This is a genomic window from Enterobacter sp. UNJFSC 003, from assembly GCF_036903355.1.
Taxonomy (GTDB): Bacteria; Pseudomonadota; Gammaproteobacteria; order Enterobacterales; family Enterobacteriaceae; genus Enterobacter.
In genome coordinates this window covers 201034-216210 of sequence record NZ_JBAKHK010000001.1, presented here as the reverse complement: position 1 = coordinate 216210, position 15177 = coordinate 201034, and the positions used below count along the sequence as shown (strand labels likewise).

Sequence of the window (15177 nt, the reverse complement as noted above, 5' to 3'; positions counted from 1 at the left end):
GGCGATAAATCAGCAATGACGCGTACCGCTTGAGGTTAAAAAATGCGTTTAGTCGGGTACACTATCCGAAATACGAGATGAGAATGACGAATGAAAAAGAAAACACCGCTCAGCGAGGAGGACCAGACACTCTTCCGACAGCTTATGACCGGGACGCGTCAAATCAGGCAGGACACCATAGTCCATCGTCCTCAGCGTAAAAAAATAACCGAGGTGCCGGTCAAACGACTTCTCCAGGAACAGGCAGATAACAGCCACTATTTTTCGGATGAATTTCAGCCGCTGTTGAATACGCAGGGCGCAATTAAGTATGTCCGTGAAGACGTCAGCCATTTTGAGTTGAAAAAACTTCGTCGTGGGGATTACTCGCCGGAGCTGTTTCTCGATCTGCATGGGTTAACGCAGATGCAGGCGAAACAGGAGCTGGGGGCGTTAATTGCCGCCTGTCGGCGCGAGCATGTCTTTTGCACCTGTGTGATGCACGGGCACGGTAAACACATTCTTAAACAACAGACGCCGCTGTGGCTGGCTCAGCATCCACACGTGATGGCTTTTCATCAGGCACCCAAAGAGTACGGCGGAGATGCCGCATTGCTGGTGTTGATTGAGGTTGAGGAGTGGCAGCCACCGGAGCTGCCCTGACAGGATGGCGGGAAGCGTGTTTTGCACCCCGCCATATCGCACGTCACATCAGATAGCTTTTGCCATCTTCAGGTTGCACGGGCTCATTTGCCAGTTGAAGACCCCTTTGCCCGTTTCGTCGAGCGAAACATTGGCAATAGCGGAAGTCGTGAACATCGGAGGCGTTTCGCCCGGGCACAGCTCAGATACCAGGTACCCGACCAGCGGCAGGTGAGAAATGACCAGCGCGGAAGCGACACCTTCATTGCACAGAGCCTGAAGGTATGCACTCACCAGACCGACATCGCCACACGGCGTGAGTTCAGGAAGAACATCTACGCTGGCTGGCAGGTTCATACACTCCCCTACTACATCCAGCGTCTGTTCCGCACGCAGGAACGGACTCACCAGAACGCGTTCGATGTCCACTTTTTGACCTTTCAGCCAGGTAGCCATCTGACGAGATTCGTCGCAGCCGCAGACGGTCAAAGGACGTACTGAGTCACTGGCGGCATCGAGTGCCGCGTCGCCGTGACGCATGATAAAAACTTGCATATTGCACCGCTTTTGTTAACCAGAATCACCGGCGTCGACTACCCGCAATAACTACCGCGAGGTAGAAAACCCGATGGCCGGGCATTGTGCCTGATCCATTCGGTGAATGAAACGCTGTTTTTTACCTCATTGGCGTAAGTATAGTCAATCTCTGTTTATAAATTCGCCAAAACAGGCTCACCCACGTCGGGATTTACCCTTCTCTGACCTCAACTTACGAGGACAGTTTCTCTTGCTGGCCAAAAAGTTTGGCCCCGTTCCGCCATCTGCAATAATGGGTCACAAGGTGTAAACCGTGGACCATACTGCGTGGCCAGACGTTGCAGAATAGCAACCACTTCACCCGCACCAAGGGTATCCATATAACGGAACGGGCCGCCAAGGAACGGCGGGAAACCAATACCGAACACAGCACCGATGTCGCCGTCGCGTGCGTTTTTGATAACCTGCTCGCTAAAGCAACGGGCAGCTTCGTTAAGCATCATCATGACACAACGTTCCGCACACTGCGTAGCCGACAATTTCCCCTGCCCCTCAACGGGAATAAGCCCATAAACTGAGGGGTCGACCTGTTTCTTGCTTTTACGCCCTTTTGCAGCGTAAAGATAGAAACCGCGTTCATTTTTTCTGCCTTTGCGATCGTCCTTCAAAATTGCAGAGACAATGTTTGCAGGCGGACTAAAACGATCGCCATAAGCAGCTTCCAGCACAGGTATAATTTTAGTGCCGGTGTCTATTCCTACCTCATCCAAAAGTAGGATTGGGCCAACAGGGAAACCAAACTTTACCAACGCCTCATCGACGTGCTCAATTTTTTCCCCTTCGGTCAGGAGTCGCATTGCTTCGTTAATGTAGGGAGCCAAAATGCGGTTCACGTAGAACCCCGCCCGATCGGCCACCACTATCGGGGTCTTGCCCTGTTTTTTCGCCAGCTTCACCACCGTTGCAACGGTTTGCGGGCTGGTTGCAGCATGTGGGATCACCTCCACCAGCGGCATTTTTTCTACCGGGCTAAAAAAGTGGAGCCCTATGATCTGCTCGGGGCGCGCTGCTTTTGCCGCGATATCGCCAATCGGTAATGACGACGTGTTCGACGCAAAAATGGTGTGCGACGCACAGTGCTGTTCGACATCCGCCACCATCTGTTGCTTAAGCGCCAGGTCTTCAAATACCGCTTCAATGACCAGATCGCGCTCCGCAAAACCGCTGTAGTCCGTAGTACCGGTGATCATCGCCAGCGTTTTATCACGCTCGCTGGCCTTGATATGGCGGCGTTTGACCTTTTGATCAAGGTTTTGCCAGCTGTACTGCAGTGCGTGGTTGATTCCCTTAGGGTTAATGTCTTTAATACGCACGGGCAATTTGCCTTTGCTTGCAGTAACAAACGCAATTCCGCCGCCCATCAGTCCGCCGCCCAGAATCCCCACGGTGCGGAGCGGTGCGGGCTCAGCTTCGCTCCCTGGATCTTTTTTCACGTCAGTGCTGGCAAAGAAGATACTGCGCAGCGCCTGCGACTGTGGTGTCATCGCCAGTTCACCAAAGGCTTTTGCCTCAGCGGCATAGCCGCTGCTGCTGCCCTGCGATAGCCCGGTTTCAATGACCTCAAGAATGCGCTTTGCCGCCGGGTAGTTGCCTTTGGTTTTTTGTTCTGTCTTTTTACGCACCATGTTGAACAGCAAGGCACGCCCCAAGGGACCCGCCAGCACGCGCTCACGCACGGGTAGAGGGCGCTTGGCCTGGCGACCTTTCACCGCCAGTGCAACGGCAGACTCAAGCAAAATTGCGTGCGGGACGACGTCATCAACCAGGCCTGCTTTCAGCGCCTGACGGGCCCTCAGCTGCTTGCCGGTTAAAATCATCTCCAGCGCCGTGCTCACGCCGACCAGACGCGGCAGACGCTGCGTACCGCCAGAGCCCGGCAACAGCCCAAGTTGCACTTCCGGCAACCCCAGCACCGTTTTCGCATCATCGGTACAAATGCGGCTGTGGCAGGCGAGGGCGAGTTCTAAACCGCCCCCAAGACACGCGCCGTGGATCGCGGCAATTACCGGGATCGACAGGGCGTGGATCTCCGCCATGACCTGCTGCCCCTGACGCGCCAGATCCTCAGCATCCTGAGCGCTTTGTGCCTGGGCGATCATGTTGATATCCGCTCCAGCAATAAAGTTATCCGGCTTCGCCGAGATAAACACCAGGCCGCGAATCGCTTTATTTTCACGGATCTGTTTGAGCATCGCGCGGACCTGAACGCCAAATTCGGCCTTCAGGGTATTCATCTTTTCATCCGGCACATCGATGGAAATGACGGCCACATTATCGAGGCGGACCGTCATATTAAATGCAGATACCCTTTCCATTATTCAGCCTCCAGAACCATTGCCGCACCCAAGCCGCCCGCCGCGCAGGCGGTGACGAGACCAAAACCGCCGCCGCGGCGACGCAGTTCGTGTAATGTTTGGGTGATCATACGTGCCCCCGTCGCCGCAAACGGATGGCCGTAGGCGATGGAACCGCCCAGCACGTTGAATTTGCTCAGGTCGACTTCTCCGGTGGCGTGCGCGCGGCCAAGGACATCGCGAGCAAAACGCTCGCTTGCTAGCAGCTGTACGTTCGCCAGAGTCTGCGCAGCAAAGGCTTCGTGCATATCAATTAGCGTCACATCAGCAAGCGTCAGCCCCGCGCGCTCTAGCGCCAGCGGCGTGGACCAGGCAGGTCCTAACAGCATATCCTGCCAGACATCAATCGCCGTAAAAGCGTAGCTGCGCAGATATCCCAGCGGCTTTATGCCTAATTCTTTGGCACGGGATTCAGTCATCAGGATCACCGCAGCTGCACCGTCCGTCAGCGGCGTGCTGTTAGCCGCCGTCACGGTACCGTGCTTGCGGTCAAATGCCGGACGCAGTTTGGCATAATCCGCCAGCGTCGAGCTGCCGCGAATGTTGTTATCTTCCGCAAGCGGTTCGCGATACGGCGGAATATAGGCGGTCATGACCTCGTCGGCCAGTTTGCCTTCCGACCAAGCTTTTGCGGCGAGCTGATGTGAACGATAGGCCAGCGCATCCTGCTGCTCACGCGTAATGCCGTAGGTTTTCGCCATCTGCTCGGCCGTGTCGCCCATGCGCAGACCGGTGGAATATTCGGCTACGGCGGGCGGTACGGGCATGAGATCCCGAAGACGTAAACGCGAGAAGAGTTTGAGCTTTTGCCCCGCTGTGCGCGCTTTATTGGCATCCACCAGGATGCGCGCCAGCTTTTTGCTTACGCCGATGGGCAGTACCGAAGAAGAGTCTGCGCCGCCCGCAATGCCAGCGCGAATGGTGCCTGCCATCAGGCTTTCGGCCACGTTAGCTACCGCCTGGAAACTGGTCGCGCAGGCGCGGCTGACGCTATAGGCATCGGTGTGAACGTTCATGCCGGTGCCGAGAACAATTTCACGCGCGATATTGGGGGCTTCAGGCATTTGTACCACCTGGCCGAACACCAGCTGTTCGATGACCTCTGGCGGTATTTCGCTGCGAGCCAGCATTTCTCCCACCACCATCTTCCCCAGATCGACAGCCAGTATACCGTGAAATGCCGTCGCCTGACGGGCAAAAGGCGTACGCAATCCGCTGACAATGGCAATGCGATCACCCTGACGAGTGATAAGCGGTAATGCCTGACTCATAACGCTCCCCTGTAAAATTTTGCGCCAACACAAAGTGGTCTGACCTGATAATAGTCTTAACCATTTTTTTACATTGAGCCAATCGGGGAAATAAAAAAGTGCGAGCTAAAACACAGAGCAGAAAAAGAAAATGCCGAGGAATAAAAGTAAAACGGTAACCCTGAGGTTACCGTTTTTTAGTGTTTGGCTCCTCTCCCTTGGGAGGGGGTATCAGGCCACAGGAATTAACGCAGGCCTAACTGGAAAATCAGGGTCTCAGCTTCACAGGCAAACACAAAGTCGATATCCAGCTTCACGCCGCCTTCTACTTCCGTGAAGGTGGATTTGATGTCGCATGGGTCAGATTCAACTTCACGCGCACGTGCGCTCAGCGCGGCCAGGGTTTCTTCCGCATCGGCGCGGCTAGAAAATACGCGGCTGTAGGAGGCGGTGCAATCGGTGTTGTCCATGATGGTGCCAACATCCATACAGCAGCAAACCGGGGTTTCATCAGCACTGCATTTACTCATAGCTCAATTTCCTCTGTATTCGTGCATGGGGCACGAGATAAACACGATGCTGATATTTTACGCCCCGATGAAGATGCTCTCCAGCCGTTAATGACGCAAAAGGGGATAAGTGACCAATATCACACTAAAAAATGATCCAGAACAAAAACCACCCTTTTGGGTGAGCCGCGATGGTCACAATTTTGCCAACCAGATCTCGTTTCGCGAAACATGTTTGAAAATATTAATAAACAAACTTGCAACATTCCAGCTGGTCAGACCTATACTCACGCCACTGGTCTGCTTTGTATGTATTACCACAGACCCTACACTTCGCGCTCCTGTTACGGTATGTAACAATTATTGAATAAAAATAACTCAATGAGGTTATGGTCATGAGCCAGAAAACCCTGTTCAAAAAGACTGCGCTGGCAGTCGCAGTGGCAATCGTCTCAACGTCCGCCTGGTCAGCGGGCTTCCAGTTAAACGAATTTTCTTCCTCTGGCCTTGGCCGTGCGTATTCCGGGGAAGGTGCAATCGCTGATGATGCTGGTAACGCTAGTCGTAACCCTGCACTGATCATGATGTTTGATCGCCCAACGTTCTCAGCGGGTGCCGTTTATATCGACCCCGATGTCAATATTTCCGGCAAATCGCCTTTCACTGGCGCGAGCCTGAAAGCCGATAATATTGCGCCAACGGCGTGGGTACCTAACCTGCACTTCGTTGCGCCTATCAATGAACAATTTGGTTGGGGTGCTTCTGTCACCTCCAACTATGGTCTGGCGACCGAGTTTAATAACAACTACCCGGCGGGTGAATACGGCGGTAAAACAGACCTTACCACTCTGAACCTGAATCTTAGCGGCGCTTATCGTCTGAACGATAGCTGGAGCTTTGGTCTGGGCTTTAACGCCGTCTACGCTGATGCGAAAATCGAACGTTATTCTGGTGAACAAACCGCAGCGTTACCGAAAAACAGCAACAAAATCGCCAGTCTGAAAGGTGATGAATGGGGCTATGGATGGAACGCCGGTATCCTGTATGAACTGGATAAAAACAACCGCTGGGGCCTGACCTATCGCTCAGAAGTTAAAATTGATTTCGATGGCGACTATAAAAGCGGCATCCTGAGCCCGGTTAACGGGTTGGTTCCTGGTGCTGGCACCACAATCCCATGGGGAACATCTGGCCAGACGATTCCAGGCTCACTGACTCTGCATCTGCCTGAAATGTGGGAAGTCTCCGGTTACAACCGCGTCGCGCCACAGTGGGCGATTCACTATAGCCTGGCCTACACGAGCTGGAGCCAGTTCGACGAGCTGAAAGCAACCGGCACTAATGGTCAGACATTGTTCTATAAGGATGAAAGTTTCCACGACGCTTACCGTATTGCGCTGGGAACCACCTACTATATGGACGACAACTGGACGTTCCGTACCGGTATCGCGTTTGATGATAGCCCAGTCCCGGCGGATAAACGTTCTATCTCCATTCCGGATCAGGACCGCTTCTGGTTAAGTGCTGGCGCAACATACGCCTTTAATGAGAATGCCTCAATCGATGCTGGCGTCTCTTATATGCACGGCCAGAAAGTGACGTTCCAGGAAGGTCCATACGAGTTTACTTCTGAAGGGAAAGCCTGGCTGTTCGGGACCAACTTCAACTACGCGTTCTAATCGCGCAGATATTAAAAAAGGTGAGCATTGCTCACCTTTTTTATTTATTCCGAATCGATATCTTTTAATTCATTCTCGATTGCTTTGGCGTTCGGATTCTCTTCCGGCTTCAGCTTGCCACCGTTCGCGATAAAGTCATGGTTCTGGAAGTAAGCTTCACGCACCATAATATACGGATCAGAAGACTGGCGCAGCAGGCCGTCGGAGTCGAGCAGTTGCGCGCGTGTTTCAATCCCTTCAACCGTCCATTTACCAATAGACAGAGGCCAGGTGAGCCACGACAGCACCGGATACAGGGTATCGACCATGTCACCACCGTCATCACGCACGGTGAAGCTACCGTAGAATGGCAAATGTACGTACGGGCCATAACCCACACCATAACTTCCCAGAGTACTACCAAAGCGGTGAGGCTGTTCACGCTGCAGTTTCGGGTTCGCCATGCCGGCAACATCGATAAAGCCGCCCATCCCCAACAGAGAGTTCAGGAAGAAGCGCGTAAAATGCACCATCCCTTGATACGGGTCGCCCTGCAGGAAAAAGTTCACCATGACCGCAGGCTCTTCCAGGTTACTGGTGAAATTGCTCAGCCCGTTACGTGCAGGCTGGGGGACATAGTCACGCCATGCGACTGCCACCGGACGCACCAGATAGGGATCAAGTACGTTGTAGTTGAAGCTATACATGGAACGGTTAAATCCTTCGAGAGGATCTGAGCGTCCCGTTTGCTCACCCGAGCTAGCGCAGCCCACAAGCATGGTTGCGCCCAGCGCAAGCGCCGACAGCCGAAGTTTCATAAATATCTCCCTGTTCAGTATGGCTATCGTTGATTGCCATCCGTAACGGAGCGTCTGGCGCTCCGTCTGAAAACGTGCAAGTGATTGTAACAGCACGTTTCACGATGTCTATGAGCACAATTACGGGTAGTAACCAGCGTCACTCTGATCTCAGCATAGCCTGGCTTTTAGAATTCGTTTCGTCGCCAATTTTATAATGACTTTGAAAGAGATGTATCACCTTTGTTGCCATTGTCAGCGATTTCAGAGCATCCCCACGGGCAATTCATTAAAAGCCGCTACGCTTTAAGGAAAGTTTACTCTGGAGAAGCAGTGATGAAGGAAATTCTTGAAGATAAAATTGGCGGGCAAAAAGAAGAGGTTGAAATTGAGAGCGAGGAAAAAAACCGTGGAGAGGAGATAGAGGTCGATGAAGACCGTCTGCCTTCACGGGCGATGGCCATCCATGAGCATATTCGCCAGGACGGTGAAAAGGAGATGGAACGCGATGCCATGGCGCTGCTGTGGTCAGCGGTCGCTGCCGGATTGTCTATGAGCGCCTCTCTGCTTGCTAAGGGGATCTTCCACGTCCAATTAGAAGGTGTACCAGGCGGGTATTTACTGGAAAATCTCGGTTATACCTTCGGTTTTATTATTGTCATCATGGCACGCCAACAGCTGTTTACCGAGAACACCGTGACTGCGGTGCTTCCCGTCATGCAGAACCCTACCCTCGGTAATTTTGGTTTATTAATGCGTCTGTGGAGCGTGGTATTGCTGGGAAACCTTATTGGCACAGGCATCGCGGCCTGGGCGTTTGAATATATGCCGATCTTCGATGAACCCACCCGAGATGCATTCGTAAAAATCGGCATGGATGTGATGAAAAACACGCCGCTAGAGATGTTCTCAAACGCCATTATCTCCGGCTGGATTATTGCAACGATGGTCTGGATGTTTCCGTCGGCGGGAAGCGCCAAAATTGTGGTGATCATATTAATGACCTGGCTTATTGCGCTTGCTGATACGACCCATATTGTTGTCGGGACCGTTGAAATCCTGTATCTGGTCTTTAACGGCACGCTTCACTGGAGCGATTTCTTCTGGCCGTTTGCCCTGCCCACGCTCGCCGGTAACATCTGTGGCGGTACCTTTATCTTTGCCCTGTTGAGCCATGCACAAATCCGCAACGATATGTCGAATAAGCGTAAAGCAGAACTTAAGGCAAAGGAAGATAATGATAAATCTGCAAAAAAATCAGCCTGAATGGTGACTCTTTGAGCAGTCAGGCGGCATTGTGCTTAACGAAAACTGTAAATAACGGTATACTCGTGCCGCCTCGTCCCCTTAGTTAAATGGATATAACGAGCCCCTCCTAAGGGCTAGTTGCAGGTTCGATTCCTGCAGGGGACATACTAATTCTTAACGCACTGCCCTCATCGGAATACCAACATCAGGCCTCCTTCACACCCCGTTTTAATGCCAAGACAAAAAAAGAGTCTTGAGTGAGCTCCAGCAGCATCCCGTCACTTGGGCTGCTTCCGCCATGTCAAACCGCAGATATCAATCATGTTACTTTTCCTGATTTAACGTGTAGATTTGCGTCCGGAGATGTTGCTCAACCAGTCGCAGCTGCTGCTGGCGCAGTGGTGAGTCTGCTTTCAACCTTTTCAACTGACGAAACTGTTCTTCCACCGGGACGGTCTGCCTGAAGCTTGTCATCATGCCAAAGACCTGGGATTTCAGCTCACTGACGGTGATATATTTTCCCTTCTGACCGTCAAGTCCATTTAGTTTATCAGCAAGAGTCTGCAGCTGTGTCATCCCCTCACTCCAGCCGTTTACTGACTCAATCGACAACGCTGAGGCGTCAAGCTGCTGCAAATGCTGTACGAGAGGCTTAGCTTGCTCCGGCCACAGCACCTGGGCCTGTTCAACTAGCTGTCGACTATAGTCAATATTCCAATCAGGAGACAATTTGTCCAGTCGGTCAAGCTGCTGCTGTATTTGTGTTATAAATGTTTGTGGTGACGGAAATTGCTGACGTAATATTTCCAGTTTTTCGGGTGTGAGAGTTTCAGGTAAAGGGGCCAGAGATGCTGCAAACTGAGTCTGAAGAGATTCAGACCGGTGAAAATACTGCCAAGCCCATACCGTTGCAGCGCTAATTACAAGCATGGTACACATCCCGGCAGCGAAGGATTTCCACTGTTTTACCGGCGTCGGCATTGCCCCCACTACCTCAACGTTCGCCTGGTGTTCTGTCTGGGCAACGTACACCCACTTCACTGAGCTGTCTGGCATATCTTCTGGCAGACTACCAGTAAGGTCTTTCACGATACCTGGCTGAATAGTCGCCCTTGAACGGGTTGTGTTATCACTATTTTCCAGCCTGACAGCACTGTTGTGCATCAGGGTACGCAACGTGTCGAGCTGGCTGAGATGCTTTAGCTCCAGTCGTTGCAGCACGGCCCCAAGATCGGTAAGTAATTGCTCCGCTCGATACAACTGCCCGAGGTCGCTGTGATTTAACGGGAGCGAGCGCATTCGTTGTTGCACGCGGTGGCTCAGACTGCTGAGGATTTCCATGCGGGCATGTACTGGCTGCGGCCACAGCGCGCCCCACTGATGGGTTATCAGCGCCTCCAGTATCGCCAAACCTTCATTGAGGCCGAACAGGCCAGCCAGTTGCGCACGGGCCAGCGTGTACCAGGCCACTGTCTGTAGCTCTACACCGTTTTGCTCAAACAGCGAGAGGCAGAGTTTTTCAACATATTGCCAGTTCACATCTGGCCGAGCCGGATGTGCCAGCTTACTCATCTCATCACGCAGGGCGGCATAATCCGGTAGCGTGCGCGGGTCATCGCCTGTTTTGATTTTACGTTGGGTAATGTCATTCATGACCAGTTGTCCATTCTGACGCGTTCGATTGTCGTAAGCAGTCTTCCTGAAAACAGAAGGAAGATTAATTTTCTCATTTGACCTATCCCTGATTTATTTCGTTATTTTGTGGCTCTGTTACGCATACGCCATTAACTGCTTCGCCGGATAAATTCGCTATGACTGACAGGCAAAAAATAACTATTACGCATTCCGCTTCCGCTATGGAAGTAGCGAAAAAATCAGGCCAAAGAACGTGCTCTCATCAAAACTCTGCCCGGAGGGGGATAAAGCACCAGGCGGAGTAAAGGTCCAGTTGTTCACCGTGCCTGACCGCATAAATAATCGCCCCAGTGAAGTCGTATAACTCCCATCATGGAAGGTCGCCTCCACGCACCCGGTTACACCCTGACCATAAAGGAATGACGGCACAAATTTTACAGACCGGTCGTCGATACGAAGAACCAGGGTGGCAATATCAAATACTCTCCCCTCAACCAGCAGATCCGTAACGGATGTACTGAGCGTCTCCACATTCAGCCCGGTACCCACCAGCCACGCGTCCATCTGCTCCTGAAGCTGTGCCATTCGCAGGCGAAACTCTGCAATATCGGCCTGGGTCTTGCTGACAGATGAAGCCGGAGCAGGCTGTCGAGCCTGTAGTTTTACGAGAAACTGTGATTTTACTGACATGGTGTTATCTGGCCTTACAGGCGGGTTGCGGTGTCGAGATACTGCTGTTGCTTCAGGTGTCTCAGCATCACTCGTCCCTCGGGCATAAACTCAGTTCCGTAACGCACGAGGCCAATGCCCTTAAGCTCAGCATCAATGGCGTAACGCAACTCCCCGGGGACATTCTGCTCCAGCAGGACGACCGTAATTTTTTTCAGGCGCGGCTCATATTTGAGCAGGACAGCAGACAGGGTGCCCATCAGCTCATGGGCGGTACCCGGCATCCCCTGCAGGATTTTGGTCATATCCGGCAGGCCGTAGTCCGGCAGGTGCGCCAGCGTGCCAGTGCGACAGTTGAGGATGCGCTGCATGTTATCGAGCACCGATAAAATCACCTGATTTTGCTCGCTTACCTGGTGGAGATCGAGGCCTCCGCTATAGTTGCCGGTGAGCATTTCATACAGTGAAGGTGTGTTGTGTCCCTGGGGCATCAGTCGTCCTTGAGAGGTTGCAGCGTAAGATGATTGTTACCAGCTTCCAGAATGCGAGGCTTATCCGGGTCAAGTTCTTCACGCCCCATCACCAGCTTCCAGGTGTTGTTGACCATATCCGGGTGACGGAACAACCCGACCACGGCGACAAACTGCGCCTCTTCTTCCATGGGCATATCAAGATTTGCATCCCCGCCAGGTTTCACCACGACATCGCGGGTGGCCAGCAGGTCAGCCTTCAGAATTGTTTCCCCGTCTTTCAGCAGCTGCTGGTAGACCGTTTTGTCGAATGCTTTGCGGTCTTTCAGCTGGTAAATACGGACCACCACCGGCTCGGACAGTGAGTTGCTTTCGCGCGCATCGGTGTTCAGTGCTTCACGCGCCGTGAAATCAAGATGGAGCACTTTAATTTTCTTGTAAAACACCGCGGTATAGACCGATTTAGTGCCATCTGCGACGCCCTGCGTCACCCCACAGCCCGTCAGGCTGAACGCCAGCAGTGCAGGCAGCCAGCACGCGGGTTTAATCAAACTTGTACGTAACACGTCGGTTTCCTTGTTGTGGTGTTGCGGGCTGCAGGCCGGTGTAATAGCCCAGTTCCGTCGTAAAGGTCTGCGGGATATCGTCCGGGAGGTCTTCGTCATCCGCGCCCAAAACGCCATTCATCCCCAGCCAGAAGGGGCCTTCGCCGAGCGGCGGCGCGGCCAGCAGACGGGTGGCGGTGGTCAGGGTGATTTTTGCCTTAAAGCGCCAGCCCAGATAGACACGCAGCATCACGAGAAAGTCCTGATACAGCAGACCATCAGGTTTCCAGCCCTGTGATTCCTGTTCGTTATCGGTGGACAGGGCAATCAGCAGCTGACTGTTAGCATCCATAGCTTCTTCACCCAGCGGCTTGTTGCCATCCAGAAGAAAATCGTCATCACCGTAAAAGCCCAGCGGCTGACTGACCTCCACCGGCCGCAGGCAGTACGGGCTCACCTGCACCGTCGTGTCAGGTGCCAGGAGGCTCACCAGCGCCTGCATCCCTTCCTGGGTTTTGCCTGGCTGCTGGAGTACGCCCAGCAGCGACAGAAAGCGCGATACCGGAGTGGCGATGTGCTCTGCGGTGCCCGGAATGCCCAGCCCCACCAGGCCCAGCAGCGACTGTGAAATGCTGTCGGTGCCGCCGGGCTCAAAGGTGGCCGGGTACGAGTATTTTCGCCAGATGCGGTAAAACTGCGTCAGGATGCGGTGGCTGAAGATATCCAGAAAGCCCTGTAGCGCCTCGTGTCCTTCACGACGCTGGGTGATGTCATCGAGGTATGCCGTTGGTAAGGGGGAATCGACGCCGTACATCCCCATAAAGGTCGTGCGGATGAGCGGTGGCCTGCTGTCATCATCCTCGTCATATTCGACAGCCTTCAGCTCGCTCGCCGGGAAACCCATCCCCGGATGCGGCGCAAACCGCACCGGGTCATCTGCGGGATGGCTGGTCGACCCCATCAGCGGCCTGCCCGGATTACGCTTCTCCAGCAGCTGGCATAAACGATAAAAGTTGATGCGGTGAAGGTCGGCTTCCAGCCGCGGGGTCAGCCGGGAATGCGGCGGTTGTGCTTCTCTTCCCATTCCAGGCGCTCTCCGGTCGGTTGCAGGATGATAATCAGGCGGTTAAACAGGTAGATATCGGTGTAGAGCGCAAAGAAGCGGCTCAGCATCTCGCCGAACAGGCAGATATCACCACGCCCGGCAAAACCGTGACTGTCCAGCGTCACCTCAATCTGCACACCGCGTACCAGGTAACCCTGCTCAAAGCGCTCGGTTTCGCTGTGCTTCACGTCAATGATGGCTTCCAGGCGGCGGCGGTTCATCTCGCTGTCTGTCCATTCGTACAGCGCCAGGGTGCCACGCAGCACGTCGGCATTATCCATCATCGACAGGAATCCGCTGCCGAGGTGGCTCAGCACGCGCCAGTGGAAACGATCCTGCGCCGGTGGGTAACAGGGCAGTGTCGGTGCACACAGGTTACGCACGGCGATGCTGGCTGAGGTGGTTTTCATCACCGAATCGAGCACCGTGCTCTGCAGTGCTCGTCGAGGCAACTGGCCATTAGTGCCAGTAAGCGTCAGCGACAGGCTTTCGTCTTCCGGTACCGTGTGGTTATCAAAGGCTTCACCGCCAAGTATAAGCCAGGTGTTATGCAGGCCCGACGGACCCCGGCGCACGCGGGTGTGGTAGTAATATTCCGGCGCTTCATGACGCATCATTCCGCCTTTGTGGCGGAAGCTCGAAAACGGCACGTAGGTATGCTGGCTCGATGACATCACCGAATCCACCGCGTATATCTCGGTATGGCCATCCTGCACGCGCATCGGACGCAGCATGTATTCGGTCTGCAGGGAGTTGAGCGTCAGCGGGTCGGATTCCAGCGGGAAAAGGTTAATCACCGGCACACAGTTCAGGCGCAGATGCTTTTCGGTAAAGCTGAAATCATGCTCCCAGCGTTCCGCCAGCACCACGTCGATTTCAAACCAGGGGAGCTCAGCCGGAAAAGCCACAGTCTCCAGCCCACGCAGCCCTGTGAACATGAATTTCTCACGGAAGGTGAAGTACTCCAGCAGCAGCTGATAGCCGCTAAAGCTGCTGCTTCCCTTCGGCCACAGGTCGTCATCATCGCCAAACCCCAGCGCGGTGAAATGCCCGTCGAGTGGTCTTCTGTCAACGTCGCCCGGCATGCGCAACCACAGGCGCGCCGCGTTCATGGTAAAGGCTTCATGCATGGCGCAGGCCAGCGGTGCGTCCGCGTTGAAGTAGAACGGGAGCTGGCTGAGATCGACCCGGCTCCAGTCGGCAAGTTGGCTACAGTTAAAGCGCAGCGTGATGACCGAACGGCCATCCGGATCGGTCGCCAGTCGGGCACTCTCAAGCGACAATGGCTGAAGGGTAATCTCTTTGGTTGTGGTGTACCGGCAACGCGTGCCTTTCTCACCAATCGGCCGCGAGTTCACCTCAAAGCCTTTGACGATGCGCATCTGCTCTTTCATTTCGCGCCAGTCAGGGGTGAATTCCACCACCGACATCGACGGAATGGTGCGCAGGTAATGCGGCCACAGCAGGCTGACCAGCCCTTCGGTCAGTTCAGGCAAGTCGTCATCAAGCTTCTCACGCAGCCGGCCCATCAGGAAGGCAAAGCCCTCGAACAGCCGCTCCACGTACGGGTCGCGCGCGCCCGCTTTATCCAGATTGAGCAAGGCCGCCTGCTCGGGGTGAGCACGGGCAAACTCTTCGCCGGCTTCCAGCAGGTAGCGCATTTCAGCGTCGTAATAACGCAGGGTTAAGTCATCCATAAAAACCTGAATATGTGTGTTG

The 15177-nt window shown here is 53.9% G+C and carries 14 protein-coding genes and 1 tRNA gene; 4 read left to right on the top strand and 11 right to left on the bottom strand.

Going from position 1 to position 15177, the window contains the following annotated elements; all coding sequences use genetic code 11:
- Window positions 1-90 precede the first annotated feature (90 nt).
- Entirely contained in the window at window positions 91-642 is a 552-nt protein-coding gene (smrB, locus tag V5P19_RS00980) for an endonuclease SmrB (protein ID WP_334399262.1), read from the top strand.
- Window positions 643-690: 48 nt separating this feature from the next.
- Here the strand turns inward: smrB and sixA are convergent, their stop codons facing one another.
- From sixA to V5P19_RS00960, 4 genes are all read right to left on the bottom strand, one after another.
- Window positions 691-1176 carry a phosphohistidine phosphatase SixA gene (sixA, locus tag V5P19_RS00975; RefSeq protein ID WP_334399260.1) on the bottom strand — a complete coding sequence of 162 codons (486 nt, stop codon included), beginning with the start codon at window positions 1174-1176 and terminating at the stop codon, window positions 691-693.
- A gap of 209 nt (window positions 1177-1385) precedes the next feature.
- A complete protein-coding gene (gene fadJ / locus V5P19_RS00970; protein ID WP_334399259.1) occupies window positions 1386-3533 on the bottom strand; it encodes a fatty acid oxidation complex subunit alpha FadJ in 2148 nt (715 codons plus the stop codon).
- Window positions 3533-4843, bottom strand: coding sequence for an acetyl-CoA C-acyltransferase FadI (fadI, locus tag V5P19_RS00965; RefSeq protein ID WP_334399257.1), 1311 nt, complete (start codon window positions 4841-4843; stop codon window positions 3533-3535). Before fadI ends, fadJ begins: the two co-directional genes overlap by 1 nt.
- Window positions 4844-5067: 224 nt before the next feature.
- Window positions 5068-5352 (bottom strand): YfcZ/YiiS family protein, encoded by a 285-nt coding sequence (locus V5P19_RS00960; protein WP_334399255.1) that lies wholly within the window; start codon window positions 5350-5352, stop codon window positions 5068-5070.
- A 374-nt stretch (window positions 5353-5726) separates the two neighbouring features.
- On the opposite strand from V5P19_RS00960, the gene fadL reads away from it, so the two are divergent.
- Window positions 5727-7010: a long-chain fatty acid transporter FadL gene (gene fadL, locus V5P19_RS00955; protein ID WP_334399253.1), complete on the top strand. Its 1284-nt coding sequence runs from the start codon at window positions 5727-5729 to the stop codon at window positions 7008-7010.
- A gap of 44 nt (window positions 7011-7054) precedes the next feature.
- Here fadL and mlaA read toward each other — a convergent pair whose 3' ends face one another.
- The gene (mlaA, locus tag V5P19_RS00950; protein ID WP_334399251.1) at window positions 7055-7807 is read right to left on the bottom strand and encodes a phospholipid-binding lipoprotein MlaA; all 753 of its coding nucleotides are present in this window, start codon (window positions 7805-7807) and stop codon (window positions 7055-7057) included.
- A gap of 315 nt (window positions 7808-8122) precedes the next feature.
- Between mlaA and V5P19_RS00945 the strand changes: the two genes are divergently transcribed.
- Both V5P19_RS00945 and V5P19_RS00940 read left to right on the top strand, forming a co-directional pair.
- The gene (locus tag V5P19_RS00945) at window positions 8123-9052 is read left to right on the top strand and encodes a formate/nitrite transporter family protein (RefSeq protein WP_334401090.1); all 930 of its coding nucleotides are present in this window, start codon (window positions 8123-8125) and stop codon (window positions 9050-9052) included.
- A 75-nt stretch (window positions 9053-9127) separates the two neighbouring features.
- Window positions 9128-9199 (top strand) — tRNA-Arg (locus tag V5P19_RS00940).
- 159 nt (window positions 9200-9358) lie between these two features.
- Here V5P19_RS00940 and V5P19_RS00935 read toward each other — a convergent pair.
- The 6 genes from V5P19_RS00935 to tssF form a co-directional block, all read right to left on the bottom strand.
- Window positions 9359-10687, bottom strand: a complete 1329-nt coding sequence (locus V5P19_RS00935) for a VasL domain-containing protein (RefSeq protein WP_334399249.1) — start codon at window positions 10685-10687, stop codon at window positions 9359-9361.
- A 201-nt stretch (window positions 10688-10888) separates the two neighbouring features.
- Entirely contained in the window at window positions 10889-11359 is a 471-nt protein-coding gene (locus V5P19_RS00930) for a hypothetical protein (RefSeq protein WP_334399246.1), read from the bottom strand.
- A gap of 14 nt (window positions 11360-11373) precedes the next feature.
- Window positions 11374-11829 (bottom strand): type VI secretion system baseplate subunit TssE, encoded by a 456-nt coding sequence (gene tssE, locus V5P19_RS00925; RefSeq protein ID WP_334399244.1) that lies wholly within the window; start codon window positions 11827-11829, stop codon window positions 11374-11376.
- Window positions 11829-12374, bottom strand: a complete 546-nt coding sequence (gene tssJ, locus V5P19_RS00920; RefSeq protein ID WP_334399242.1) for a type VI secretion system lipoprotein TssJ — start codon at window positions 12372-12374, stop codon at window positions 11829-11831. Before tssJ ends, tssE begins: the two co-directional genes overlap by 1 nt.
- On the bottom strand, window positions 12352-13437 hold the full coding sequence (gene tssG, locus V5P19_RS00915) for a type VI secretion system baseplate subunit TssG (protein ID WP_334399240.1): 1086 nt from the start codon (window positions 13435-13437) through the stop codon (window positions 12352-12354). The genes tssJ and tssG overlap by 23 nt, the downstream gene beginning before the upstream one ends.
- Window positions 13401-15155, bottom strand: coding sequence for a type VI secretion system baseplate subunit TssF (gene tssF, locus V5P19_RS00910; RefSeq protein WP_334399238.1), 1755 nt, complete (start codon window positions 15153-15155; stop codon window positions 13401-13403). The genes tssG and tssF overlap by 37 nt, the downstream gene beginning before the upstream one ends.
- Window positions 15156-15177 lie beyond the last annotated feature (22 nt).